Raw genomic sequence first — 26211 nt, 5'->3', positions numbered from 1 at the left:
AAAGTGCCGTATTACATGTCGTCTTTGTCGAAGCGGCGCGCTTCACGCTGAAGCTGATAGACGAATCGTTCGACCTGGCGCTGCACCAGTCCGCTCATGTTGTGAAAGCGGATGCCGGCGAAGGTGGTGGAGATCCTTTCTTCGAAGTGCAGATAACGCAGTTCCACTGGCGCGGTCATGCTGCCAAAGGGCAGGTCGGCAATAAAGCGGTCGTAGACCTGACCCAATTGCAGCCTGGCGGTGATGTCACCTTCAAAGCGCAGCTTGCAGCCAGTGGCGGAAATGTCGAGCAGCTTGCCTCTGATCGGGAACTTGAGCTTTTCACCGCCCAGTTCGACATCCACCAGTTGCGCCAGCTTCAACGCAGCCCGGAAGGCATTGCGGCGCTGGTGGTAGACCACTTCATCGGGGAGAGTGCCACGGTAGCAGCGACCGCCACCGGACTCATCGATGGTCAGCGTGCCATTGCTTTCCCACGCAATGCGCACGCCCTCGTGGAATCCTTCAACCCGAAATGATTCGCCGGCCAGCAGATAGCGTTCGCCATCGCGAGGGACCATCTCATCCAGGGCAATCATGTTGCCGTCACGGTCGACGTCTACCAGATAGCTCTGGAAGCGCTGGTTACGTTCGTGGAACGTGATGATCAGCGGGTCATGGCTCTCTTGCAGCTGCCGCAGGTTACCGGCGATCTCCATCGGCGTGGATAGCACCTTGGGTGGCTGCGGAGAATCTTCCGCGTTTAAGGCATTGAACACGGTTCATCATTCTCCAGACAAAATATGACTGCGACTTGCCAGCATACTGCCAGCATGTGAGGCGTCTTGATAGAGCGTGCTCATTAACAGGCTCAAGCCTGACTAAGCGGGCGCGGCTTCGCTAGCTTGGAGGTTGATCCGCGGGCATCGTAAAGCGCTGGCGGTTCGCCGCCGGTGAGGATTTTCAGCTGATTGGCCGTGGCGGCCTGCTGGACCAGGATCGACTGGCCATTATTGACGTTGGCCGCTTGGCATTGAGCCAGCAGATCGGTCAGTTTCTCGCTCTGTTCCAGCAATTGATCGCCGATGCTCGACTGGCTGGCAAGTTGCTCCAGGCCACTACGATCGGTCGGCAGATTCAGGCTGGCGAGGATTTCACTGCGCTTGCGGCCATGCTGTTCAAGCAGAATGATCATTGCCTGTTTCTGCGCCAGAATATCTTCGAGCAGCGGCATGTCGCGACCGTGCAAGGCGAGGGACTCGGTTTGCAGTAACTCCAGCAAGTATTGCGCTGGAGCAAAGTCGTCGGTGATCAGTTGCAGTAAATTAGTGTCGTGCATGGCTGGCCTTGGGGTTTAAGCGTCCAAAAGCCTGGCGCAGGCCGTGGCCTAGCGCTGGGCTTCGAAGTTGAGCAGTTTGCTGGCTACACGGTTGCTGTCGACTTTATAGCTGCCATCGGCAATCGCTGCTTTCAACTCGGCCACGCGGGCGTTGTCGACGGCAGGCTGATCGCGCAGCTTGTCAGTGACCTTCTGCAACTGTTGAGCCTCATTGCTGAGGTGTACCGATTCCCCGCTTTTGGCTGTACTGGCCTGTTCGGCCGGGGTATTCAGCGGCGCGGATTTGCCGGTTTCGGCGGTTTCCTTCGCGGTGCTGGTACGCGTACTACCGGTAAGTGACGAGGAGCTGTTCAAACGGCTGAAATCGATGACCATGATAAAAAACCTCTGGGTATTTGGACGCTTGCCATGTTTTCGGCTCTCCCTGCGAAAACTTTAGGCCCATTTATCAATGAGCTTGCATGCGCCAGCGCTTGTCCTGCCTGCGGCACAGTTTAGGGAACAGCCGGGCGGCGCGCCATCTTTCACCAGCAGATCGTACTACATGGCCACTTCCACCTGGCCCGGCGCGGTGACTTGCGCCTTGATGACCCGTTGGGAGTTGAGGTTTTTCACACGAATCTGTTCACGCAGGCCGCCATTGGACAGCGCCTCGCCTGGCATACGCACGCTGAGCGTACCACTGTGGGCGGTAATCACCACTTGATCGCCCTTGCTGATGACTTCCGCCTGTTCGAGATGGACCAGCGTCAGGACCTGATTAGCGACCGTTGGTCGGGTAAGTTTCTGCCCGACAGCCTGTTCCAGGGAGGTGAAATAACCCTGGTTGATCAAGCTGATATCCCGCTCGCGCAACATGACATCGCCGGGCTCGATGACCCCGGCGCGTTTGAGCGGCCGAGTGGTGGTGACAACGTCCCGAAACAGGCGGACTTGAGCGGGTACGAAGACTGTCCAGGGTGATGTGCTGTCGCAGCGGACCTTGACTGTGACCCGCCCGATCGGGGTCGCCGGGCTCTCCAGGGTGGCTGTCAATTCCTTGTCGCACATGGGCATGCGCAGTCGCGGATCGAGCTGGTTGACCTCGATTTCGTAGCGTCCTTCCGTTTGACTGGTGGCCAAATAGTCTTCTACGGTGAACTCAAGAAAGCCCTGAGTGACGCCGATAAGCATGTCAGGCAAGGTAACCGCGTCAGCAAGGGCAGGGCTGCCAGCGTTGAACAGGCAGACGGCCGACATCGCGCAAAGCAATTTGCGGGTCATTGATGTCAGGCGTCGGAAAAATGTCGGTTCTGTGTTCATAAGAGTTAAAAAGCAAGCGCCGTGCCGTTTAGCAATGAACGTGCGTCGCAACACACTTAAGCGTTGGTGTAGGAGTCTGTGCATGGCTGGTGTAATGGATGCAGTAAACCAGCGCACGCAACTGGTTGGGCAGAATCGCCTTGAGCTGTTGTTGTTCCGTCTCGACGGTCAGCAGCTGTATGGGATCAACGTGTTCAAGGTTCGGGAAGTGCTGCAATGCCCCAAACTGACCCTGATGCCCAAGTCCAGTCCTGTCGTGTGCGGTGTGGCAAATATCCGGGGGGCGACCATTCCGATTCTTGATCTGGCAATGGCGACCGGCTCCGGGGCACTTAAAGATCAAAGCAAACCGTTCGTGATCATCACGGAGTACAACACCAAGACCCAGGGTTTCCTGGTGCGATCGGTGGAGCGCATCGTCAACATGAACTGGGAGGAGATTCATCCGCCACCCAAGGGCACGGGACGCGATCATTACCTGACGGCTGTGACTCGGGTCGACAATCAGTTAGTCGAAATCATCGACGTCGAGAAAGTGCTGGCGGAAGTGGCGCCGACACCGGAAGCGATTTCGGTCGGCGTGGTGGATGTCGAAACCCAGCACAAGGCGCTGTCCTTGCGGGTATTGACGGTCGATGACTCGTCGGTGGCGCGCAAGCAGGTGACTCGTTGCCTGCAAACGGTCGGCGTCGAAGTGGTGGCATTGAACGACGGCAGGCAAGCGCTGGATTACTTGCGCAAGCTGGTCGATGAGGGCAAGAAGCCGGAAGAAGAGTTCCTGATGATGATTTCCGACATCGAGATGCCGGAGATGGACGGGTACACCCTGACGGCCGAGATCCGCAACGACCCGCGCATGCAAAAGCTTCATATCATCCTGCATACTTCGTTGTCGGGTGTATTCAATCAGGCAATGGTCAAGAAGGTCGGCGCGGATGACTTCCTTGCCAAATTCCGTCCTGATGACCTGGCATCCCGGGTAGTTGACCGGATCAAAGCAGCAGATATCAGCTAGGGGCCTTCTGCCCCTGGTGGTTAACACGATTTAAGAGGCGGCATCTTTGTCTACGGGTAATTTGGATTTCGAACAGTTCCGGGTATTCCTGGAAAAAGCCTGTGGCATTTTGCTCGGTGAAAACAAGCAGTACCTGGTCTCGAGCCGTCTCAACAAACTGATGGAGCAGCAGGGCATCAAGTCCTTGGGTGAGCTGGTTCAGCGCATCCAGACCCAGCCGCGCAGCGGTTTGCGCGAGATGGTGGTGGATGCGATGACCACCAACGAAACCCTGTGGTTTCGTGACACCTATCCGTTTGAAGTCTTGAAGAACAAGGTGTTGCCCGAAGCGATCAAGGCGGCCCCCGGCCAGCGTCTGCGGATCTGGTCGGCGGCGTGCTCGTCGGGTCAGGAACCGTATTCGCTGTCGATGTCCATCGATGAGTTCGAGCGGGTCAACATGGGGCAGTTGAAGATGGGTGCGCAGATTGTCGCGACTGATCTGTCCGGCACCATGCTGACCAACTGCAAGACCGGCGAGTACGACAGCCTTGCCATCGGCCGTGGTCTGTCGCCCGAGCGCCTTCAGCGTTACTTCGACCCCAAAGGGCCGGGACGCTGGGCCATCAAAGCGCCGATCAAAAGCCGCGTGGAGTTTCGCTCGTTCAACCTGCTGGACAGCTACGCAGCCCTGGGCAAGTTCGACATCGTGTTCTGCCGCAACGTGCTGATCTACTTTTCCGCCGAGGTGAAGAAAGACATCCTGTTGCGCATTCACAGCACGCTCAAGCCGGGCGGTTATCTGTTCCTGGGCGCCTCCGAAGCGCTGAACGGTTTGCCGGATCATTACCAGATGGTCCAGTGCAGCCCGGGGATCATTTACCAGGCGAAGTGATGGGTTGGCAGCATCAAAAAACGGGAGTCCTCAGGGGCTCCCGTTTTTTTTGCCCGATGATTTCCCACGAGCGCCGCACCCCCTGTAGGAGCGAAGCTTGCCCGCGAAGGCGGTGGGTCAGTCAATGATGATGCTGTCTGACACACCGCCTTCGCGGGCAAGCCTCGCTCCTACAGTTGTCGGTGTTGCCAGAGATAAGCGGCAGAAAAGCGGCAGGCGGCGGACATCGGTTGCCGCTTTTCTGGCATTGCCGCCTTGCCACTGCCCGCAAAGCCCCGGTTTCCGGGCTTTTTTGAATTGGCACGCCGCTTGCTATGTCTCTGTTACGAAAAATCAGGTCACCCGAAGGTTTCCCGACATGAGCATCAGCTTCGATAAAGCGCTCGGTATCCACGAACAAGCCCTTGGCTTCCGCGCACAGCGTGCCGAAGTCCTGGCCAACAACATCGCCAACGCCGACACCCCGAACTACAAGGCTCGGGACCTGGAGTTCTCCAAAGTGCTCGCCGCACAGAACGAGAAAACCAAGGGTGGCACGTTTGCGTTGAACATGACCAATAACCGTCATATCGAGGCCGAAGGCCTGGGCAATGGCGACGAGTCGCTGATGTATCGCACGCCGATGCAGCCGTCGATCGACCAGAACACCGTGGACGCCCAACTGGAACAGTCGAACTACGCGGAAAACGCCGTCGGCTTCCAGGCCAGCTTCACCCTGCTCAACAGCAAATTCAAAGGGCTGATGTCAGCCCTGCGCGGAGAGTAATTCATGTCTCTATCCAGTGTTTTCAACATTGCCGGTAGCGGCATGAGTGCCCAGACCACGCGCTTGAACACCGTGGCCTCGAACATCGCCAACGCCGAAACCGTCTCGTCGAGCATCGACCAGACCTATCGCGCCCGTCACCCAGTGTTCGCCACCATGTTCCAGGGCGGACAGAGCGGCGGCAGCGATTCGCTGTTCCAGAACCAGGACGCCGCCGGTCAAGGCGTGCAAGTGCTGGGCGTGGTCGAAGACCAGAGCAACCTTGACGCGCGTTACGAGCCGAACCATCCGGCCGCCGATGCCAAGGGCTACGTCTACTACCCGAACGTCAACGTCGTCGAAGAAATGGCCGACATGATTTCCGCCAGTCGCTCGTTCCAGACCAACGCCGAAATGATGAACACCGCCAAAACCATGATGCAGAAGGTCCTGACCCTCGGTCAGTGATAAGGGGCGACTCAGATGAGTGTTACCGATACCACCAGCGGCTTGAACATCAAGGACGTCCTGGCCAATTCGTCGGTCAAGACCAATACCGGTGCTGACGGTTTGACCGCAGCGACCAACAGCGCCACTGGCAAGAAGGCGTTGGGCAAGGATGCGTTCCTGCAATTGCTGGTCACCCAGCTGAAAAACCAGAACCCGCTGGAACCGCAAGACAACGGCGAGTTCGTGGCCCAGTTGGCGCAGTTCAGTAGCCTGGAAGGCATCACCACGCTGAACGAAACGGTCAGCGGCATTGCCGGCAACTACAACTCGTCGCAAGCGCTGCAAGCGTCTTCGCTGGTGGGCCGCTCGGTGGTCGCGCAGACCGACACAGCGGTCGTCGATACCTCCAAGAGCTTCAACGGCACGGCCGTGGTTCCGGCATCGGTGGATCCGGTGACGATCAAGATCACCGGCGCCGATGGCAAAGTGGTCCGCACCATCGACCTGGGCAGTCAGAAGGCCGGCAACGCCAGTTTCATCTGGGACGGCAAGAACGATGCGGGCGAAGTGGCCAAGGCTGGCACATACAAATTTGCCGCCACCGCAACCTACGACAGCAAGGCGACCTCGCTGGTGACTTACCTGCCGGCAACCGTCAATAGCGTGACCATCAGCCAGACCGGCGGTGAGTTGATGCTGAACCTGGCAGGCCTGGGCAGCGTTGCCCTGTCCAAAGTACAGACCATTGGTATATAGAGCCGACTAACACGGCACAAAGGAGTGGAATATGTCTTTCAATATCGGCCTTAGCGGTCTCTATGCAGCCAACAAACAACTGGACGTGACCGGCAACAACATCGCCAACGTCGCGACCACCGGTTTCAAATCGTCCCGTGCAGAATTCGAAGACGTGTACTCGGCCACGCGCCTGGGTACCGGCAGCAAGACCATCGGCAACGGCGTGCGTCTGGCCAACGTTTCCCAGCAGTTCAGTCAGGGCGACGTGAACAACACCGGCAACGTGCTGGACATGGGTATCCAGGGCAACGGTTTCTTCATCCTCAGCGACAACGGTTCCCTGAGCTACACCCGTGCCGGTGCGTTCAAGACTGACGCTGAAAACTACGTGATCGACAACAACGGTAACCGTCTGCAAGGTTACGGCGTTGATGACAACGGCAAGATCATCAATGGCGTGCTGACCGACCTGAAGATCGACACCTCGAGCCTGTCGCCAAAGGCGACCACTCGCGTCGACCAGACCATGAACCTTAACTCCTCGGAAACCCTTCCGACCGTTACGCCGTTCAACCCGGCCGAGCCATTGAGCTATAACAAGCCAATCTCCACCCCGATCTACGACAGCCAGGGTAACCAGCACACTCTGGATCAGTATTACGTAAAAACCGGTACTAACGCTTGGACCATACATTCCTATGTGGACGGTCGTTCGCCTTCCAACCCGGCCACCGAGCCACCGGTGCCAGTGACTGCCACCGTGACGTTCAACTCTGACGGTACCGTCAACACCATGACCGGCAGTGCGGGTTTTGCCGTGACCGGCAAAACCTTCAAACTGACCGGCTGGGTGCCAGGCGTGGTGACCAATGCCAACGTGACGCCGAAAGTCTGGGGTCCTAACGGTTCGGTTCCGGCGACCGGTGGCCTGACCTTCGACATGACCAAGACCACCTCTTTCAACTCGGCGACGGCCCGTACCCAGCAATATCAGGACGGCTACGCCACTGGCCAGATCTCCAGCCTGACCATCGACGAAAGCGGTGTCATGACCGCCAACTTCAGCAACCAGCAAACCAAGGCCATCGGCCAGGTAGCGGTCGCCAGCTTCGCCAACGAGCAAGGCCTGCAGCCAATCGGCGGTACCCGCTGGAAAGAAACCTTTGCCTCGGGCGTGGCCGGTGTCGATGCACCGAAAACCGGTACGCTGGGTTCGGTGGTTTCCAACTCCCTGGAAGAGTCCAACGTCAACCTGACCAATGAATTGGTCGAGCTGATCAAGGCGCAGAGCAACTACCAGGCGAACGCCAAGACCATCTCCACCCAGAGCACCATCATGCAGACCATCATTCAGATGACCTGATGCAGGCTGGCGCTGAATAAAGAGCCCCTCGCAAGAGGGGCTTTTTTATGGCCGGGATTTGTCCCTGGCGTAGACATCTTGGTTATCAGTGCTGGCCTCATCGTCGGAACGCCGCCCGGAGCAGGCTCTCTCCTACAGTTGATCGCATTCCTCCGAGCCAACTCGGTCCCCTGTAGGAGCGAGACTGCTCCGGGCGGCGTTCCGACGAAGGCGTCAGCCCGGCCACCACTTTCCTCCAGTCAAAAGAAAACCCCCGACAATCCAGAGGACTGATCGGGGGTTATCCAGGCAAGCGCTTTTCAGCGCTCACCGGCTCAGCTTATTGGCAAGCTTCGCAATCCGGCTCGTCGATGGCGCAAGCCTTTGGCACTGGAGCAGGGCCGGCAGGTGCTGCCAGGACCGAATCTTCACCGTGGTTGCCGCCGCTGGAAACAGCGTTCAGCTTGCCGGTGTTGATGGTCGACTTCTCGGTGCTGGTCGCGGCCAGGGCACGGAGGTAGTAAGTGGTTTTCAGACCACGGTACCAGGCCATGCGGTAGGTCACGTCCAGCTTCTTGCCCGAGGCGCCAGCGATGTACAGGTTCAGCGATTGAGCCTGGTCGATCCACTTCTGACGACGGCTTGCCGCGTCAACGATCCACTTGGTGTCCACTTCGAAAGCCGTCGCGTAGAGCTCTTTGAGTTCTTGCGGGATGCGCTCGATCTGTTGCACCGAACCGTCGTAGTACTTCAGGTCGTTGATCATGACCGAGTCCCACAGACCTCGGGCCTTCAGGTCGCGAACCAGGTACGGGTTGATCACGGTGAATTCGCCCGACAGGTTCGATTTCACGTAGAGGTTCTGGTAGGTCGGTTCGATCGACTGCGAGACGCCAGTGATGTTGGCGATGGTCGCGGTCGGTGCGATGGCCATGATGTTGGAGTTACGAATGCCTTTCTGCACACGGGCACGAACCGGTGCCCAGTCCAGGGATTCGTTCAGGTCAACGTCGATGTACTTCTGGCCACGTTGCTCGATCAGGATCTGTTGCGAATCCAGCGGCAGGATGCCTTTGGACCACAGCGAACCCTGGAACGTCTCGTAGGCGCCGCGCTCGTCGGCCAGGTCGCAGGAAGCCTGGATCGCGTAGTAGCTGACCGCTTCCATCGACTTGTCGGCGAACTCGACGGCCGCGTCGGAACCGTAAGGAATGTGCTGCAGGTACAAAGCGTCCTGGAAACCCATGATGCCCAGGCCGACCGGACGGTGCTTGAAGTTGGAATTCTTCGCTTGCGGCACCGAGTAGTAGTTGATGTCGATCACGTTATCGAGCATGCGAACGGCGGTGTTCACGGTGCGTTCCAGCTTGGCGGTGTCCAGCTTGCCGTTGACGATGTGGTTCGGCAGGTTGATCGAGCCCAGGTTGCAAACGGCGATCTCGTCCTTGTTGGTGTTCAAGGTGATCTCGGTGCACAGGTTCGAGCTGTGAACCACGCCGACGTGCTGCTGCGGGCTGCGCAGGTTGCACGGGTCTTTGAAGGTCAGCCATGGGTGGCCGGTTTCAAACAGCATGGACAGCATTTTGCGCCACAGGTCTTTGGCCTGGATGGTCTTGAACAGCTTGATCTTGCCTGGGTACTGGGACAGGGCTTCGTAGTACTCGTAACGCTCTTCGAAGGCCTTGCCGGTCAGGTCGTGCAGGTCCGGAACTTCGGATGGCGAGAACAGGGTCCACGGGCCGTCATCGAAGACGCGCTTCATGAACAGGTCAGGGATCCAGTTGGCGGTGTTCATGTCGTGGGTACGACGGCGATCATCACCGGTGTTCTTGCGCAGCTCGATGAACTCTTCGATGTCCATGTGCCAGGTTTCCAGGTAGGCACACACAGCGCCTTTGCGCTTGCCACCCTGGTTGACGGCAACGGCGGTGTCGTTCACCACTTTCAGGAACGGTACGACGCCCTGGGATTTGCCGTTGGTGCCCTTGATGTACGAGCCCAATGCACGAACAGGGGTCCAGTCGTTGCCCAGGCCGCCGGCGAATTTCGACAACATGGCGTTGTCGTGGATCGCGTGGTAGATGCCCGACAGGTCATCCGGCACGGTGGTCAGGTAGCAGCTCGACAGCTGTGGACGCAGGGTACCGGCGTTGAACAGGGTCGGAGTCGACGACATGTAGTCGAAGGACGACAACAGGTTGTAGAACTCGATCGCACGGTCTTCTTTCTGCTTCTCTTCGATCGCCAGGCCCATGGCCACGCGCATGAAGAAGATTTGCGGCAGTTCGAAGCGGATACCGTCCTTGTGGATGAAGTAACGGTCGTACAGGGTTTGCAGGCCCAGGTAGGTGAACTGTTGATCGCGCTCGTGGTTGATCGCCTTGCCGAGTTTTTCCAGGTCAAAGGTGGCCAGGACCGGGTTCAGCAATTCGAATTCGATACCCTTGGCGATGTACGCAGGCAAGGCCTTGGCGTACAGGTCGACCATTTCGTGGTGAGTCGCGCTTTCGGCAACTTCCAGGAAGCTCAGGCCTTCGGCACGCAGGGTGTCCATCAGCAGGCGGGCGGTCACGAACGAGTAGTTCGGCTCACGCTCGACCAGGGTACGGGCGGTCATCACCAGGGCGGTGTTGACGTCGGTCAGGGCCACACCGTCGTACAGGTTTTTCAGGGTTTCGCGCTGGATCAGGTCGCCGTCGACTTCTTCCAGGCCTTCGCACGCTTCAGTGACGATGGTGTTCAGGCGGCCCATGTCCAAAGGAGCAAAGGTGCCATCGGCGCGGGTGATGCGGATCGACGGGTGAGCGTTGACTGCTTCTTCCGCCGGTGCGTGGGCAGCCCGTTCTTTCGAACGACCGTCACGGTAGATCACGTAGTCGCGGGCCACTTTCTGCTCGCCGGCACGCATCAGGGCCAGTTCGACCTGGTCCTGGATTTCTTCGATGTGGATGGTGCCGCCCGAAGGCATGCGACGCTTGAAGGTCGCGGTGACTTGTTCGGTCAGGCGGGCAACGGTGTCATGGATTCGCGACGAGGCGGCAGCGGTGCCGCCCTCAACTGCGAGAAACGCTTTGGTGATCGCGACGGTGATCTTGTCATCGGTATAAGGAACGACAGTGCCGTTACGCTTGATCACGCGCAGTTGGCCAGGCGCGGTGGCGGACAGATCCGAAGTCGAATCAGCGGCCTGCGGCAAGGTGCCCTGCGGGTTCTCGCGAGTTGTGTCGGTTTGCATGGGGGAGTGTCTCCACATTCTCTATGTTTGTTTGAGCACCTTCATGGTGCCCACCGTTCTGTCCTGAAGCACTACAACCGACGGGCGTCGGGCATAACAACTTCGGGACAGTAGGAAAAGGCTAATGATGCCGCTTCCTTGCCGAAGTCTTTGGTCGCGAGCCGGGGCCCGAAACCGGATTCCATTCAGGGTGACAGTAATGACTGCAACACCCGTACCGTTCCGGCTGTTCTGGCCTCAAAAAACGGTGCCATCCGCAGGTGCGGTTTGGGCTTTCAAAATCACGCTTGGTTCAACCGGAAACAGCAATAAAGCGCTTGAGTTTCTGGTCTGAAATGTGGTTGGGCTTTTTCAGTCAAAACCCTACATGTAGGGTTTTTTTCGCGCCGAGGTACAAGATAATGCGTTTTGGAGGGTGTTGCAACGTACTACCTGTGGATAAACCTGTGCGTAAATTGTGTGTGAAACGTGGAACGGGCGTGTAGGCCGCGACCTAGCTGGAGCGGACCGTTTTTCACTGATTTTCAGCGACTGAAGACAGTCATTCGGATTTTTAAGGGCGCGAACCCTATCACAAAAAATCGCGTTGTCCGAACGCATTTGCCGGCTTGTGTTCTCGGCGCTCGGCGTTTATACAATCGGCCAGTGTGTACGCATTCTTATCCTCCCCAATCATTACAAAAAGACGGGCGGATCCTTCCTTATAAGTGTTGTTGGCAAGCAGAGGTCACCGTGGAGCAAGAAGCCTGGCAGGTATTGATTGTGGAGGACGACCAGCGTCTGGCCGAACTGACCCGCGAATACCTGGAAGCCAATGGCCTGCGCGTATCGATCGAGGGTAATGGCGCCCTGGCCGCGGCCCGCATCATCAATGAAAAGCCGGACCTGGTGATCCTCGACCTGATGCTGCCGGGCGAAGACGGCCTGAGCATTTGCCGCAAAGTCCGCGACAAGTATGACGGCCCGATCCTGATGCTCACCGCCCGTACCGACGACACTGACCAGATTCTCGGCCTCGATTTGGGCGCCGACGACTACGTGTGCAAACCGGTGCGCCCGCGTCTGCTGCTGGCGCGCATCCAGGCGCTGTTGCGCCGCAGTGAAGCCCCTGAAGTGGCCCCGGTGAAACAACGGCGCCTGCAGTTCGGCCCGCTGGTGGTGGACAACGCATTGCGCGAAGCCTGGCTGAATGACAGCGGCATCGAACTCACCAGCGCCGAATTTGATCTGCTGTGGCTGCTGGTCGCCAACGCCGGGCGCATCCTGTCCCGGGAAGAGATTTTCACCGCCCTGCGCGGCATCGGCTATGACGGCCAGGATCGCTCCATCGACGTGCGCATCTCGCGCATCCGCCCGAAAATCGGCGACGACCCGGAGCACCCGCGACTGATCAAAACCATCCGCAGTAAAGGGTATCTGTTCGTTCCGGAAGCCTGCACCCTGTGAACTCGATCTTCCTGCGCATCTACGGCGGCATGTGCGCGGCGCTGATTCTGGTCGCGGTGCTTGGCGTACTGGCCTTGCACCTGCTCAACCAGGTGCGCAGCGAGCAATACCGCGAACGCCTGGCTCACGGCACCTTTTCGCTGATGGCCGACAACCTGAACCCCATGAACGAAACCGAGCGCCACCGGGCCTTGCTGGTGTGGGAGCGTTTGCTCGGGATTCCGTTGGCGCTGAAGACCTTCGCCCAGACCGATCTCGACCTGACGCAGCGCACCCGCGTCCTGCGCGGCCAGGCGCTGGTGGAACAGACCGGCCCGCATGCGGCGAAGGTGTATCGACTGGTCAGCGACAAGGAACAGCTTGTTCTCACCGGTGAAGTCCAGCAGATCAGCGAGCAACTGGCGCGAGCGACTATCTACCTGCTGGCCGACGAACTGGTGCGTGTGCCGGTGGCCGAACAGCCCAAGCGTCTGGCGCAATTGAAACAAGACAAGGGCTTTGGTTTCGACTTGCGCCTGGTCACCGTCGACCAGGCGGACATGGACGAAGACCAGAGTCGCCGTATCTCCGAAGGCGACACCGTGATGGCGCTGGGCAAGGGCGGTGATTCGATCCGGGTGTTCGCCGGCATGGTCGGCACGCCGTGGGTCCTGGAAATTGGCCCGCTGTACCAGATGAATCCTTATCCGCCCGAATGGCTGGTGCTGATCGCGGCCCTTGGTTTGAGCCTGATCGGTTTGATTGTCTATCTATTGGTGCGACAACTTGAGCGCCGCTTGCGTGGCCTCGAAGCCGCCGCCACGCGCATTGCCAAGGGCAGCCTGGAAACCCGCGTGCCGGCGCGCGGCGCGGATTCGGTGGGGCGACTGGCCTCGGCGTTCAACGGCATGGCCGAGCACTTGCAGCAGTTGCTGGCGATCCAGCGTGAACTGGTGCGCGCGGTGTCCCACGAATTGCGCACTCCAGTGGCGCGCCTGCGTTTTGGCCTGGAAATGATCGGCTCGGCCACTACACCGCAGGCCTTGGAGAAATACCGCGAAGGCATGGACCACGACATCGAGGACCTCGACAAGCTGGTGGACGAAATGCTGACCTACGCGCGTTTGGAGCAGGGCTCGCCAGCGCTGAATTTCCAGCGGATCGATCTGGATGCGTTGATCAATCAAGTGATCGAGGAATTGGCGCCGTTACGCGCCGACGTCACCGTGCAGCGCGGGTTGTGTTTGTCCGCCGCCGATTGCGACGATGCCTGGGTCGAGGCCGAGCCGCGCTATTTACACCGGGCGATCCAGAACCTGGTGAGCAACGCCATGCGCCATGCTTCGTCGCGGGTGACCGTCAGCTATCAGGTGGGGCAGCAGCGTTGCCGGGTAGACATCGAAGACGACGGGCCGGGTGTGCCGGAGTCGGCGTGGGAGAAAATCTTCACGCCGTTCCTGCGCCTTGATGACAGCCGCACCCGGGCCTCGGGTGGGCATGGCTTGGGACTTTCCATCGTGCGACGGATCATCCATTGGCATGACGGGCGGGCGTTGATCAGCAAGAGCAAGAGTCTGGGCGGGGCGTGCTTCAGCCTGAGTTGGCCGCGGAATCAGGAGAAGCGCTGAGAGGTGTGGTGAATGTTCCATCGCCTTCTCGGGCAAGCCTTGCTCCTACAGCGTTCGCGTAGGCCCCCGTAGGAGCGAGGCTTGCCCGCGAAGAGGCCCGACCCGACACTAAAGATCTCAAGCCTTGATACTGACCAGACTCAACAACTGCCCATCCACCACCCCAAACTGCGCCTCCAGCTCGGTGCCATTGCGCCATTCGCTGGACAGGTCCGTGAGCAATCGCAGCCGCACTTCACCCGCCTCGGTCCACTCCAGCACCTCAGCATGCTCAAAATAAAACCGCTGCCGAACAATCGGATACAGCGCCTTGAACAGACTCTCCTTCACCGAAAACGTCAGCGTGACCAGCATCGCCAACTGATCACTGTGGCCTGCGGCCATGCGCTGCAATTCCGGCGGGGTGAGGATTTCCCCGGCCAGGCGTTCGGCCCGTTCAGGGTTGAGCAGGTTTTCCAGGTCCATTCCCAAACCACGCCAATCAGCTTTTTTCGCCACAATCGCCGCAGCCCGGCCGGTGCTGTGGGTGATTGAGCCGCTGATATGCGCAGGCCAGACCGGCGCCCGGTCTTCACCGATGGCCGGGCTGAAACTCAGCCCTTCCAGCTGCTGCAACGCCCCCCGGGCGCAGACCCGGCCGGCCAGAAACTCGGCCTGACGCTTGGCGACCGAGCGCTGGATGCTCGCTGGCGGCTCGATGGCACTGCGTTGGAAATCATCGCTGGCCAGTAGGGAGGTATCGAAATGCGTGCTCAACAGCACCGTATCAGGCAGCACAAACGGCAGCGGCCAATGGGCATCGAGCGGGGTGCAGCAGGCGGGTAGGGCGGGGGTGGAATTCATGTCGGGCATTTTGCCGGGTTGCCTTGTGGCTGGGTAGTCCTGACGTTAGACCGCGTTATCGTTCTTCGCGGGCAAGCCTCGCTCCAACAGGTTTTGTGTTGTTCCGCCATTTCGTGATCGGCTCAAAACCTGTAGGAGCGAGGCTTGCCCGCGAAGGCCACGCCTCGGTCTTTCTGCTCAACCAAAAATCTTCTTGAAAAACGCCTGCATATCCGCCCAGGACTTTTCATCCGCCGCTTTGCTGTAGCCGATATCCGGCCCACCATGGTCGCCGTGGCCCAGCCGATCCGCGTCCGGATTACTGAACCCGTGCTTGGCGCCCTCAAGGCTGACGAACTGGTAATCAGCCCCGGCCTTGTCCATCTCAGCCTTGAACGCCGCGACATTATCCGCCGTCACCATGCTGTCCAGCGCGCCATGCTCCACCAGGATTTTCGCTTTCACGCTGCCCGGCGTTGCCGGCGTTTTGGTCGCCAGCGCGCCGTGGAAACTCACCACGCCCGCCAGCGGCACGCCTTGACGCGCTGCATTCAGCACCACGGCACCACCGAAGCAGTAACCGATGGCAGCGACTTTATCCGGATTGGTCTGTGGCTGTTTCTTCAGCAAATCGAGCCCGGCCTGGAAACGGGCGCTGGACGCGGCACTGTCTTTCAATGCCGCTTGCATGAAGGCCATGGCGTCCTTGGGATGCTCGGTGTTCTTGCCATCGCCATACATATCAATGGCCAGTGCGCTGTAACCCAGACTGGCCAGATCGCGGGCGCGGCGCTTGGTGTAGTCGTTGAGGCCCCACCATTCGTGCACCACCACCACGCCCGGACGTTGGCCTTTAATAGCATCGTCGTAAGCGTAATAGCCGATCAGCTTCGTGCCGTCGGGGCTCTGATAGGGGATTTCCTCAGTCTTGATTGCGGCGTGGCTGAGCCCGCTCAAGGCCAGTAATAAAAGGGCGAGAAAAACGCGCATGGTCAGATCTCCTACATAAAAGTCATCAAAACAGCCGGGTGGAGTTGATTCAGCTCAGGTTCAGAGTGCGTTCAGGGGGAGTTCAGGGGTGGGCGCGTAACCTTGCCCCGTACCCAAAAAGCAAATAGCGCATGAGGAAACTCCCCAATGACTCACTTCAAAAAACTGCTTCTGGCTTTCACCGTCCTGGGCGCGAGCACCGCGGCTTACGCCTCCAACGACAATTTCGCCAGCCTTACTCTTGGACAGACCAGCGACAAGGTCAGAAAGTCCCACGCCCTGAATGACAACCTCAACAGCCCGAACGCCGACGGCGTGATCGGCAAGGACACCACCTGGGGTGTGCGTCTGGGCCAGCAAAACAGCCAGGGCCGCTACTACGCCACTTACGACAACGTGTCGGGTTCGCACAATGGCATTAAACTGCGTCAGGAAAACCTGTTGGGCAGCTACGATCTGTTCTACCCGGTGGGCAGCAGCACCAAATTGTTCGGCGGTGCCACGGCCGGCCTGACCAAAATGACCCAGGAATCCCCAGGTTTCAGCCGCGACAGCAACATCGGTTACGCCATCGGCGGCCAGGTTGGCGTGTTGCAGCAAGTGTCGCAAAACACCTCGGTCGAGCTGGGTTACCGTTACCTGCGCAGCAACGCCAGCACCGAGATGAGCGAGCGCGGTGGCAGCAAACAGGGTTCGCTGGACCTGACCAGCAGCGCCCAGACCTACCTGTCGGCGAACTACGCTTTCTGATAAGTAATGTCTGTCAGATAAGCACAATCCCTGTAGGAGCGAGCCTGCTCGCGATGGGGCCAGCACATTCGACATTGATGTCGACTGACGCACCGCTATCGCGAGCAGGCTCACTCCCACAGGTTCCACGAGCTGACTGAACACTGTGCTGCTGGAGATAACGATTTGCCTAGGAGAGCGATATGAAACTGCTGGTCGTCGAAGATGAAGCGCTGTTGCGCCATCACCTGCAAACCCGCCTGACGGACAGCGGCCACGTGGTCGAGTCCGTGGCCAACGCCGAGGAGGCGCTGTACCAGACCGAGCAGTTCAACCATGACCTGGCGGTAATCGACCTCGGCTTGCCGGGCATAAGCGGGCTCGACCTGATCCGTCACCTGCGCTCGCGCGGCAAGACCTTCCCGATCCTGATCCTCACCGCGCGTGGCAACTGGCAGGACAAGGTCGAAGGCCTCGCCGCCGGCGCCGACGATTACGTGGTCAAGCCGTTCCAGTTCGAAGAGCTCGATGCGCGCCTGAATGCCTTGCTGCGCCGCTCCAGCGGTTTCACCCAGTCGACCATCGTCGCCGGGCCGCTGCTGCTCGACCTCAATCGCAAACAAGCGTCCCTCGATGAACAACCGCTGGCGCTGACCGCCTACGAGTATCGAATCCTCGAGTACCTGATGCGGCATCACCAGCAAGTGGTGGCCAAGGACCGCTTGATGGAGCAGCTCTATCCGGATGACGACGAGCGCGATCCGAACGTCATCGAAGTGCTGGTCGGCCGTCTGCGCCGCAAACTCGAAGGCCCGGCCGGTTTCAAACCGATCGACACCGTGCGTGGTCTCGGCTACCTGTTCAATGAGCGCTGCACTTGATTCGCTCCCTTCGTGTCCGATTGATGCTTGCCGCCGCCACCCTGGCGGTGCTGTTCATGCTGGCGTTACTGCCAGCGATGCAGGGCGCGTTCAGCCTGGCGTTACAGGATTCCATCGAGCAACGCCTGGCGTCGGACGTAAACACGTTGATTTCCGCCGCGCGGGTGGAAAACAACTCCCTGCAGATGCCGGCGCAGTTGCCCGATGAGCGCTTTAACCTGACCGACAGCCGCTTGCTCGGCTACATCTATGACCGCGAAGGTCATTTGGTCTGGCGCTCGAAGGCCACCGGCGAAGAGAAGATCAACTACAAACCGCGTTACGACGGACGCGGCAATGAGTTCGCGCGCATTAGCGAGGCCGACGGTCAGGAATTCTTCGTCTACGACGTCGAGGTCAAACTGCTCGGCGGCAAAAGCGCGGCGTTCAGCATCGTCGCCCTGCAACCGGTGCGTGAATACGAAGTCACCCTCGAAGGCCTGCGCGAAAACCTCTACCTCGGTTTCGGCGCCGCGTTGCTGGTGCTGCTCGCGTTGCTGTGGATCGGCCTGACCTGGGGCTTGCAGGCCTTGCGCCGACTCAGTCAGGAACTCGACGAAATCGAAAGCGGCGCCCGCGAAAGCCTCAGCGAACAACACCCGCGCGAACTGCTGCGCCTCACCGGCTCCCTTAACCGCTTGCTCCACAGCGAACGCGAGCAGCGCAGCCGCTACCGCGACTCCCTCGACGACCTGGCCCACAGCCTGAAAACCCCGCTGACCGTGCTGCAAGGCGTCAGCGAAGACATGGCCCAGCGCCCGGAAAACCGCGATCAGGCGTGGGTGCTGCAAACCCAGATCGAACGCATGAGCCAGCAGATCGGCTATCAACTGCAACGCGCCAGCCTGCGCAAAAGCGGCCTGGTACGCCACCAGGTGCGCCTGCAACCGGTGCTGCAAAGCCTCTGCGACACGCTGGACAAGGTCTACCGCGACAAACGCGTGCGCGTCGCTTTTGATTTGCCGGATCAGTGCTACGTGCCGATCGAACAGGGCGCCTTGCTGGAAATGATGGGTAACCTGCTGGAAAACGCCTATCGGCTGTGCCTGAGCGAAGTACGCATCAGCGTGCGCGAAACCCTCGCCGGGGTTGAGTTGTGCGTTGAAGATGACGGGCCGGGCGTACCGTCGGATCAGCGTGCGCGGATTCTGCAAAGGGGTGAACGGCTGGATCGCCAGCATCCGGGGCAGGGGATCGGGTTGGCGGTGGTCAAGGACATTATCGAGAGCTACAACGCGAAGCTGACGCTGGGGGATTCGCCGATGGGCGGGGCGGCGTTCCGGATTCATTTTCCGGTGGTTTGATCGCAGGGTTTGATGGTGTTCCGACGGGCCTCATCGCGAGCAAGCCCGCTCCCACAGTAGGCTATGTCGTTCACAACGTTTGTGTTCTGACTCGAAACCTGTGGGAGCGAGCCTGCTCGCGATGAGGCCCGCCAGTTCAACCCAATAATCACTTCTGTCAAACATGAAAAGCCCCGCATCAACCCGACTTATGAGCTGACCATTCGTCGCAAAACGCCGCTGACCTGTTATTTCTGACAGTAGCCGGTTTCTCCCTACCAGTGTGTGATGGCCTTGGGGCCCGAGAGGGCTAAAAACCTCACACTCAGGGAGAAAATAATGGACATCCAGTCAGCGGCGTTGAACGCAATATTTGTACTGTTTCCGGTGCACATCCCAGGTTGGGTGTCGCCGGTGAAACCTGCCGATCTCGCTCACGGCGGTATTCCAAAATCCCTCTACGATGGACAGGCACGGGGCCTCGAATGCCTGGTTGATCCATGGCAGGAGCTTCAACTTCTCTCCAGGACCATGGCCGTTGATGATCGCGTTGACTTGTATGTCAATGACGACCCCACGCCCGTTACCGGTAAAACCGTCGCTCCGGGAGAGGAACAACAGCGCATCCGGCTGTATGTGCCGCACGGCCGCTTGCGCAACGGCGTCAACCGATTGCATTACAAGGTCACCCGTGTCAGTGGGAACAGCAGCGAAGACTCTCGGGATTTGAATGTGCTGTATTACCTGCGAACTCCCGGTGAGCCAGCGCCGCAGGGGCTGGATCTGGTGATCCCGCCCGATGTGATCAAGGATGGGGTCAGCGCCGCACGGGCGGCGCAAGGCGTGGCGTTCGGGTTCACCTATTCCAACCGGCGAGCCTATGACCGCATTCGCTTTCAGTTAGGCGATGAGTCGGTTGATTGGGAGATCACCGACGCTTCGGTGCCGGTGACCAAAACACTGTTCACCGACGCGTTCCAGCAGGTGGGTGACAACCCGTACCTGCAGGTTGATTTTCGCGTTTTTGACCAGCTGGGCAACTCCAACCAGTCGTCCACCAAAGAGATAGATGTTCACCTTGGCCGTCTCAATCTCTCGGCGGCAATCCTGCGAGAAATCCCGTCCGAGAACAATGACGATCCCAATACTGTGGACCTCGCAAAATTGAACGGTAATCCCTTATCGGCGTTGATCCACCTTATTGAAACGATCTGGAAAGTGGGCGATTCGATCAAGCTGGTTTTTACCGCCGAGTTGAATGGCGGTGTCGTTGCGACTCACGAAGAAACCTCGCCTATCACGCAAGTACCAAGTCAGTTTGTGTGGAGTATTCCAAACAACAAGATCATCGCCAGGAGCACGTTGACGGTGGTGTATCAGTTGGTCCGAAACGGTACGGTTATCGCTACCTCGACGCCCGCCAGGGCGCAGGTGATTGGTGAGCCTGTAGTGGATGAAAGGCCAACCATCACCTCGGTAAGAAAATCCGGGGGGAGCGCAATTCTTCCGGGTGACACGATCACTGATGTGAACGTGACCTTGGAAGGCAAGGCAAGCAAAGGCCAGTTGGTCCAGATCCTCAATATGAACGCCGCTGCAGGGCCGCCTGTTCAAACCAGTCAAACTGACGGCAGATGGACCGTTTCTGTCACCGTGGCGGTAGGTTCTCAAAGCTTCACGGCCAAAGCGCTATACGGAAGTAAGTTGGTATCTACTCCGCCGTGGCATTTTAATGTTGTTCGCCCCTTGATTATCGACACATCGACAATGGAACTGAACGGTTTAGCGGTCTATGTGAGTGGGTGGAATGAAACGGATGACCCCATCAACAATAACAACGCAACGCGCCGGCCGACTACGGGGCAACTACCGATAACGTATAAGTCGGGCAACTCGAGTATTGCGTTTGTCTCCCAGGAAGGAAAGGTTACGGGGCGCATGAATGGGAGTACCTATATTGAAGTTGAAGACGCTAACGGCAGCGCCGGCAAGTATCCGGTAACAGTCTCTAATGTATATCAAGTGGTGTTCAGCCCCACAATGCTGACGCCCCAGCAGGCAGTGGTTTGGGCTCGAGAACAAGGGCAGACGGGGGATGCAATTTTGCTTAACAGGTTTATTTCCCCTATGAGTATCAGGTATGACAAATATAAGGTGGATAACCTTCCACAATATCCGTCGATGACTCAAATGGGTAATGATGGGTATGTTAGAAGAGGTTGGGTGTCGACAATCAGGGTCGATAATTTGAATCGAAACTGGATTACTTGTATTACAGAATGGTTCCGTCCGGACGGGTCAACACAGCGATCTATTCCCATAATAGGTACACTGCCCGTCAACGCACCTGCAAACGGGGTGCCGTATGTTACCAGCGCCAAAGCATTTGCGATCATTCCGTTGAATTACTCATAGAGAAAGACTCGAGGGGAAAAGGAAGGCAAGGGAAAAGGGGACGCATTTATTTGTTGTTTTTTGTTCGTCCCTGCCTTCCTTCCTACTGGTATCTGATCAAGCAATAAACGGAGACGTTTAAAAGACATCTCCAGACACTCACTCAGGCTACACATCCTTGCGCCGCTGCCTACGACTACGCCAGAATCCGCCGGCTTGTGCGCCTTGGGCGCGGGCTCTATCGTTTGCGGGTCGCTGACGAATCAGCGATCGGGTTTAGCGATCCGATCCCATCACAGACGTAAAAGCGCCCAAGAGTTGATTGCAGTTTTTAGTGCCTGCAATTCGCGTAATGGTGGCTGTGCGCGGGAGACCTTCGAGGTCTACCCGGGGTTTCTGTGTCCCGGATCGCTAACCTGCGTACAGCCGCCACCTTTACTTGTTTAGCGATAGGTCGTGGTGGCTCAACCAATCACGGAGCTTCATATGTTCAAGATCACACCCAACCCACCAGAATCCGACGACGTTTCCCCCTACGAAACCGCCGACTCCAAAAAAATCAACGAAGCCGCCGACCGCGCCCTCGATTACTACCTCAAACCGGTCATCCCCAAAGACACGCCGCGCAAACCCAGCACGATTTACTTCGTGGCCGCTGATACCGATGACGAGACCCTGCTGGTCAACGCCTGTGAATCCATGGCGTCGGCAAGTGTGATGCTGAGTAATTTTGCAGGGTTGATGGAGGGGCCGCATCGCAACACGGTGCTGGGGATTCAACAGGTGGTGATGCTGGGGGAGTTGGCGGTGAATCGGATGCTGGACAGGCTTGATCCGGCGTAGGCGTTCGGTCAGGTAGACCGCGTTATCGTTCTTCGCGAGCAAGCCCGCTCCCACAGGGGGCTTCGGTGATCACAAAATTTGTGGATCCCCGAGATCAATGTGGGAGCGGGCTTGCTCGCGAAGGGGCCAGTCAATTCAACGCAGATTCAGTTCTCTTGCGCGCGATAGGCCCCCGGCGTCAACCCGGTCCATTTCTTGAAAGCCCGGTGAAACGCCGAAGGCTCTGAAAACCCCAACTGCTCGGCAATCTGCTGCAACGACAGATCCGCCCGCCCCAGGTGATAAATCGCAATGTCCCGCCGCAACTGATCCTTCAATTCCTGAAAACTCGACCCTTCTTCACGCAAATGCCGGCGCAAGGTCTGGGGGCTGATGTGCAGGTGCGCGGCCACCGCTTCCAGGTCCGGCCAGCGTGCACTGTCGCGGCTGAGCAAGCGGCGCAGCTGACTGCTCAGACTGTCGCCGTCATCCGGACGCGACAGCAGGTCGGCGGGGGAGTGTTGGAGGAAATGCTTGAGGGTGCGTTCGTCCTGCAACAACGGCATGTTCAAGTAGCGGCTATGAAACAGCAGGCTGCTTTGCGCCGAGGAAAACACCATGGGGCAGGGGAACAGCAAGTCATATTCGGCCCCGTGCTCGGGCCGTGGATAACTGAACGTCGCCTGCTCCAGCCGAATGCGTTGGCCGATCAGCCAGCTGCCGAGGCGATGCCACACCATCAATTGGCTTTCGGTGAGGAAATGGTCGGGGTCCTGGAACTTCGAATCATCGAGGCTCAGGCGGACCATTTCGTCTTCGCGGGTCAGGGTCAGGCGCGGGCCCTCGGGGAAAAGGCTATAAAACAATAAGCCGCGATGCAGAGCCTTATCGAGGTTGCGGCAGTGGATCACGGCGTGGCACATCATCGCGAAAGTCCCGGTTTTACTGGGTGTCGGCCCGAAACCGAGGTACTCGTCGTCGAGGGCCAGCCACAACCCCTGGATCAATCGCGTGAACTGTTCCGGCGCAATCCGCGCACGCGGCTCCTCCAGCAACTCGGGGCTGATGCCGAGTTGTTGCAGCAGGTTTGAATAGTCATAACCCAAGCGGCGCGCGCCACCGAGGACGGCACGGGCGAAATGACTGGCGATGGTGCGTTCACGCATAGCAGGCAGGTCCGACGCATTGAACGACGGATGGTAGTCGCCAGTCCTGACGATGAACAGGCGGATATCCGCCAAATTGTAGGACGAGGTCTGGTCGATGGGCGGAAATCCGCCACATTGTTGTAACCGGTCGGTGACAAGGTTGAACCTGTAACCCTTGATGTCAAAAGGCGCGCAGGTTTTTTGACGAAGGTGGCACGGGCCTTGCGATGCAACGAGCAGATGCCTGCCGTGCGCAGCTCGACAAAACAAATCCCTCCAGTGCAGGAGGGTTCGCAATTGAAGTGTCTTGGGCAACAGATGGATGTTGTCACGGGGCACTCTTGAGGAACTTTGCAATGACGACTCGTCAGCCACTGTACAAATCCCTGTATTTCCAGGTGATCGTTGCTATTGCCATCGGCATTTTGCTCGGTCACTTCTACCCGCAGACCGGTGTGGCCCTCAAGCCGCTGGGTGACGGGTTCATCAAACTGATCAAAATGGTCATTGCACCGATCATCTTCTGCACCGTCGTCAGCGGTATCGCGGGCATGCAGAACATGAAATCGGTGGGCAAGACCGGCGGCTATGCGCTGCTGTACTTCGAAATTGTTTCCACCATCGCGCTGTTGATCGGCCTGGTCGTGGTTAACGTCGTGCAACCGGGTGCCGGCATGCACATCGACGTGACCACCCTGGATACCAGCAAAATTGCTGGCTTCATCTCGGCCGGTAAAGACCAGAGCATCATCGCCTTTATCCTCAACGTCATCCCGAACACCATCGTCGGGGCCTTCGCCAACGGCGACATCCTGCAAGTGCTGATGTTCTCGGTGATCTTCGGTTTCGCGCTGCATCGCCTGGGTGCTTACGGCAAGCCGGTGCTGGACTTCATCGATCGCTTTGCCCACGTGATGTTCAACATCATCAACATGATCATGAAGCTCGCTCCAGTCGGTGCCTTCGGCGCCATGGCGTTCACCATCGGTGCCTACGGTGTCGGCTCGCTGGTGCAGCTGGGCCAGTTGATGATTTGCTTCTACATCACCTGCATCCTGTTTGTGGTGCTGGTGCTGGGCGCCATCTGCCGCGCGCACGGTTTCAGTGTGCTGAAGCTGATTCGCTACATCCGTGAAGAGCTGCTGATCGTGCTGGGTACTTCCTCTTCGGAATCCGCTCTGCCGCGCATGCTGATCAAAATGGAACGCCTGGGTGCACAGAAATCCGTTGTCGGCCTCGTGATCCCGACCGGCTACTCGTTCAACCTCGACGGTACTTCGATCTACCTGACCATGGCCGCTGTGTTCATCGCTCAGGCGACTGATACCCCAATGGACCTCACTCACCAGATCACATTGCTGCTGGTGCTGCTGTTGTCCTCCAAAGGTGCGGCCGGTGTGACCGGCAGTGGCTTCATCGTGCTGGCGGCCACCTTATCGGCTGTGGGTACTCTGCCGGTTGCCGGCCTGGCGCTGATCCTCGGTATCGACCGCTTCATGTCCGAAGCCCGTGCACTGACCAACCTCGTTGGTAACGCTGTTGCGACCCTGGTCGTGGCCAAGTGGGTGAAAGAGCTGGATGAAGACAAGCTGCAAGTCGAGCTGGCTTCCGGTGGTCGCGGTATCTCCGACACTCGTGAAGAAGACGATCTGGGTGTGGCCGAAGGTCCAACCCCGACTAACGTCAAGTAAGACTGCCTGAAATGAAAAACCCGCTTCGGCGGGTTTTTTCTTGCCCGGGATTTGAGCGTAACGGTCACCGCTGCTGACACTTCAGGTGATTGCTGCAATGCGTTTGCCTGCCTAGGCTGGAGGCATCGTTCACGGAGGTCGCTCATGCCCGGTCCACTGGCATCACTCAAGGTTCTGGATTTCTCGACACTGCTGCCGGGGCCGTTTGCCTCGTTGTTGCTGGCGGACATGGGCGCTGAAGTCTTGCGCATCGAATCGCCGACCCGCATGGATTTGCTGCGGGTGTTGCCGCCGCACGATCACGGGGTATCGGCCAGCCACGCCTACCTCAATCGCAACAAGCGCAGCCTGGCGCTGGACCTCAAACAGCCCGAGGCGCTGGAGGTGATCAAGCAGTTGCTGGCGGACCACGATATTGTGCTGGAGCAGTTCCGCCCCGGTGTGATGGAACGCCTGGGCCTGGGTTATGACGCGTTGAAGGCGATCAATCCACGGCTGATCTACGTGTCGATTACCGGTTATGGCCAGACCGGCCCCTACAAGGACCGCGCCGGCCACGACATCAACTACCTGGCGCTGGCGGGGCTGGCGAGCTACACCGGCCGCACCGAGAGCGGGCCGCTGCCGTTGGGCATGCAGGTGGCGGATGTCGCCGGCGGCTCGTTGCATGGAGTGATCGGGTTGCTGGCGGCGGTGATCGCCCGGCATCAGACCGGGGTGGGGCAGCATCTGGATGTGAGCATGACCGACTGCGCCTTCAGCCTGAACGCTATGGCCGGCGCCGGGTACCTGGCCTGTGGCGTGGAGCCGGGCAGGGAGGATCAGATGCTCAATGGCGGCAGTTTCTACGACTATTACCGCTCGCGAGACGGGCGCTGGTTATCGGTGGGCAGTCTGGAACCGGCCTTCATGCAGCAACTGTGCAGCGCGCTGGGACGGCCGGAACTGGCGGCAAAGGGCCTGTCGCCCAAACCCGCCGAGCAACGGGCGCTGAAGAATGAGTTGAAAGCCGAATTCGAGAAGCATGACTTTGCGCAGTTGTGCGAGTTGTTTGCCGGGGTCGATGCCTGTGTCGAGCCGGTGCTGAGTGTGGGCGAGGCAGTGCAGCATCCGCAGCTGCAGGCGCGGAAGTTGGTGACGCGGGTGCCACGGGGGGATGGTTCTGCGCAGTTGCAAATGGCCTGCCCGTTGAAGTTCTCAGAGGGGTTGCCGGAGCCACGGCATATCGGCGCGGTGTTGGGGCAGCATACGGATCAGGTGTTGGAGGAGTTGGGGTTGAGTGCTGAGCGTATTGCAGAATTGCGCCGTGCCAAGGTGATTCTCTAGCGACTGTACCGGCC

Annotated in this window: 24 protein-coding genes; 16 read left to right on the top strand and 8 right to left on the bottom strand. The window is 58.8% G+C overall.

Annotated features, from left to right (window positions below):
• Positions 1-11: 11 nt before the first annotated feature.
• From ACA051_RS21940 to flgA, 4 genes are all read right to left on the bottom strand, one after another.
• Positions 12-758, bottom strand: coding sequence for a flagellar brake protein (locus ACA051_RS21940; protein WP_497304684.1), 747 nt, complete (start codon positions 756-758; stop codon positions 12-14).
• Positions 759-850: 92 nt separating this feature from the next.
• Positions 851-1318, bottom strand: a complete 468-nt coding sequence (locus ACA051_RS21935) for a flagella synthesis protein FlgN (protein ID WP_497304682.1) — start codon at positions 1316-1318, stop codon at positions 851-853.
• Between the two features lie 48 nt (positions 1319-1366).
• Positions 1367-1693, bottom strand: a complete 327-nt coding sequence (gene flgM, locus ACA051_RS21930; protein ID WP_109633993.1) for a flagellar biosynthesis anti-sigma factor FlgM — start codon at positions 1691-1693, stop codon at positions 1367-1369.
• 165 nt (positions 1694-1858) lie between these two features.
• Positions 1859-2620: a flagellar basal body P-ring formation chaperone FlgA gene (flgA, locus tag ACA051_RS21925; RefSeq protein WP_497371898.1), complete on the bottom strand. Its 762-nt coding sequence runs from the start codon at positions 2618-2620 to the stop codon at positions 1859-1861.
• 82 nt (positions 2621-2702) lie between these two features.
• On the opposite strand from flgA, the gene ACA051_RS21920 reads away from it, so the two are divergent.
• The 6 genes from ACA051_RS21920 (at position 2703) to flgE (ending at position 7805) form a co-directional block, all read left to right on the top strand.
• Positions 2703-3635, top strand: a complete 933-nt coding sequence (locus ACA051_RS21920; protein ID WP_497304679.1) for a chemotaxis protein CheV — start codon at positions 2703-2705, stop codon at positions 3633-3635.
• Between the two features lie 46 nt (positions 3636-3681).
• Positions 3682-4509, top strand: coding sequence for a protein-glutamate O-methyltransferase CheR (gene cheR / locus ACA051_RS21915; RefSeq protein ID WP_010457158.1), 828 nt, complete (start codon positions 3682-3684; stop codon positions 4507-4509).
• 358 nt (positions 4510-4867) lie between these two features.
• Entirely contained in the window at positions 4868-5275 is a 408-nt protein-coding gene (gene flgB, locus ACA051_RS21910) for a flagellar basal body rod protein FlgB (protein ID WP_010457156.1), read from the top strand.
• A 3-nt stretch (positions 5276-5278) separates the two neighbouring features.
• The gene (gene flgC / locus ACA051_RS21905) at positions 5279-5722 is read left to right on the top strand and encodes a flagellar basal body rod protein FlgC (RefSeq protein WP_010457154.1); all 444 of its coding nucleotides are present in this window, start codon (positions 5279-5281) and stop codon (positions 5720-5722) included.
• 15 nt (positions 5723-5737) lie between these two features.
• Positions 5738-6460, top strand: a complete 723-nt coding sequence (gene flgD, locus ACA051_RS21900) for a flagellar hook assembly protein FlgD (RefSeq protein WP_497304677.1) — start codon at positions 5738-5740, stop codon at positions 6458-6460.
• A 31-nt stretch (positions 6461-6491) separates the two neighbouring features.
• Positions 6492-7805: a flagellar hook protein FlgE gene (gene flgE / locus ACA051_RS21895; protein WP_497371896.1), complete on the top strand. Its 1314-nt coding sequence runs from the start codon at positions 6492-6494 to the stop codon at positions 7803-7805.
• A gap of 319 nt (positions 7806-8124) precedes the next feature.
• On the opposite strand, the gene ACA051_RS21890 is transcribed toward flgE, so the two are convergent.
• Positions 8125-11019 (bottom strand): ribonucleoside-diphosphate reductase subunit alpha, encoded by a 2895-nt coding sequence (locus ACA051_RS21890; RefSeq protein ID WP_497304674.1) that lies wholly within the window; start codon positions 11017-11019, stop codon positions 8125-8127.
• Between the two features lie 199 nt (positions 11020-11218).
• On the opposite strand from ACA051_RS21890, the gene ACA051_RS21885 reads away from it, so the two are divergent.
• From ACA051_RS21885 to ACA051_RS21875, 3 genes are all read left to right on the top strand, one after another.
• Complete coding sequence (locus ACA051_RS21885; RefSeq protein ID WP_497371894.1) at positions 11219-11353, top strand: hypothetical protein; 135 nt, start codon at positions 11219-11221, stop codon at positions 11351-11353.
• Between the two features lie 398 nt (positions 11354-11751).
• A complete protein-coding gene (locus ACA051_RS21880) occupies positions 11752-12465 on the top strand; it encodes a response regulator (protein WP_497304673.1) in 714 nt (237 codons plus the stop codon).
• Positions 12462-14072: an ATP-binding protein gene (locus ACA051_RS21875; RefSeq protein WP_497304671.1), complete on the top strand. Its 1611-nt coding sequence runs from the start codon at positions 12462-12464 to the stop codon at positions 14070-14072. Before ACA051_RS21880 ends, ACA051_RS21875 begins: the two co-directional genes overlap by 4 nt.
• A 117-nt stretch (positions 14073-14189) precedes the next feature.
• Here the strand turns inward: ACA051_RS21875 and ACA051_RS21870 are convergent, their stop codons facing one another.
• The gene (locus ACA051_RS21870; RefSeq protein WP_497304669.1) at positions 14190-14915 is read right to left on the bottom strand and encodes a 4'-phosphopantetheinyl transferase family protein; all 726 of its coding nucleotides are present in this window, start codon (positions 14913-14915) and stop codon (positions 14190-14192) included.
• A 177-nt stretch (positions 14916-15092) separates the two neighbouring features.
• Positions 15093-15884, bottom strand: coding sequence for a dienelactone hydrolase family protein (locus ACA051_RS21865; RefSeq protein WP_497304667.1), 792 nt, complete (start codon positions 15882-15884; stop codon positions 15093-15095).
• Positions 15885-16031: 147 nt separating this feature from the next.
• Here ACA051_RS21865 and ACA051_RS21860 point away from each other — a divergent pair, with 147 nt between their 5' ends.
• From ACA051_RS21860 to ACA051_RS21840, 5 genes are all read left to right on the top strand, one after another.
• Positions 16032-16634 (top strand): hypothetical protein, encoded by a 603-nt coding sequence (locus ACA051_RS21860; RefSeq protein WP_497304665.1) that lies wholly within the window; start codon positions 16032-16034, stop codon positions 16632-16634.
• Between the two features lie 182 nt (positions 16635-16816).
• A complete protein-coding gene (locus tag ACA051_RS21855) occupies positions 16817-17494 on the top strand; it encodes a response regulator (RefSeq protein WP_497304664.1) in 678 nt (225 codons plus the stop codon).
• The gene (locus ACA051_RS21850; RefSeq protein WP_497304663.1) at positions 17491-18837 is read left to right on the top strand and encodes an ATP-binding protein; all 1347 of its coding nucleotides are present in this window, start codon (positions 17491-17493) and stop codon (positions 18835-18837) included. Before ACA051_RS21855 ends, ACA051_RS21850 begins: the two co-directional genes overlap by 4 nt.
• A 318-nt stretch (positions 18838-19155) precedes the next feature.
• Complete coding sequence (locus ACA051_RS21845; protein WP_497371892.1) at positions 19156-21231, top strand: immunoglobulin-like domain-containing protein; 2076 nt, start codon at positions 19156-19158, stop codon at positions 21229-21231.
• 465 nt (positions 21232-21696) lie between these two features.
• Complete coding sequence (locus ACA051_RS21840; protein WP_497371890.1) at positions 21697-22053, top strand: DUF6124 family protein; 357 nt, start codon at positions 21697-21699, stop codon at positions 22051-22053.
• Positions 22054-22199: 146 nt separating this feature from the next.
• On the opposite strand, the gene ACA051_RS21835 is transcribed toward ACA051_RS21840, so the two are convergent.
• On the bottom strand, positions 22200-23198 hold the full coding sequence (locus tag ACA051_RS21835; RefSeq protein ID WP_497310643.1) for an AraC family transcriptional regulator: 999 nt from the start codon (positions 23196-23198) through the stop codon (positions 22200-22202).
• A 338-nt stretch (positions 23199-23536) separates the two neighbouring features.
• On the opposite strand from ACA051_RS21835, the gene ACA051_RS21830 reads away from it, so the two are divergent.
• Both ACA051_RS21830 and ACA051_RS21825 read left to right on the top strand, forming a co-directional pair.
• Positions 23537-24871 (top strand): dicarboxylate/amino acid:cation symporter, encoded by a 1335-nt coding sequence (locus ACA051_RS21830; RefSeq protein ID WP_497304659.1) that lies wholly within the window; start codon positions 23537-23539, stop codon positions 24869-24871.
• Positions 24872-25015: 144 nt separating this feature from the next.
• Positions 25016-26197 carry a CaiB/BaiF CoA transferase family protein gene (locus tag ACA051_RS21825; RefSeq protein ID WP_497371888.1) on the top strand — a complete coding sequence of 394 codons (1182 nt, stop codon included), beginning with the start codon at positions 25016-25018 and terminating at the stop codon, positions 26195-26197.
• Positions 26198-26211 lie beyond the last annotated feature (14 nt).

This window comes from Pseudomonas sp. LBUM1669 (assembly GCF_059695705.1).
The sequence above is the reverse complement of the archived record's forward strand: the minus strand, read 5'-3'. Positions and strand labels throughout refer to the sequence as shown.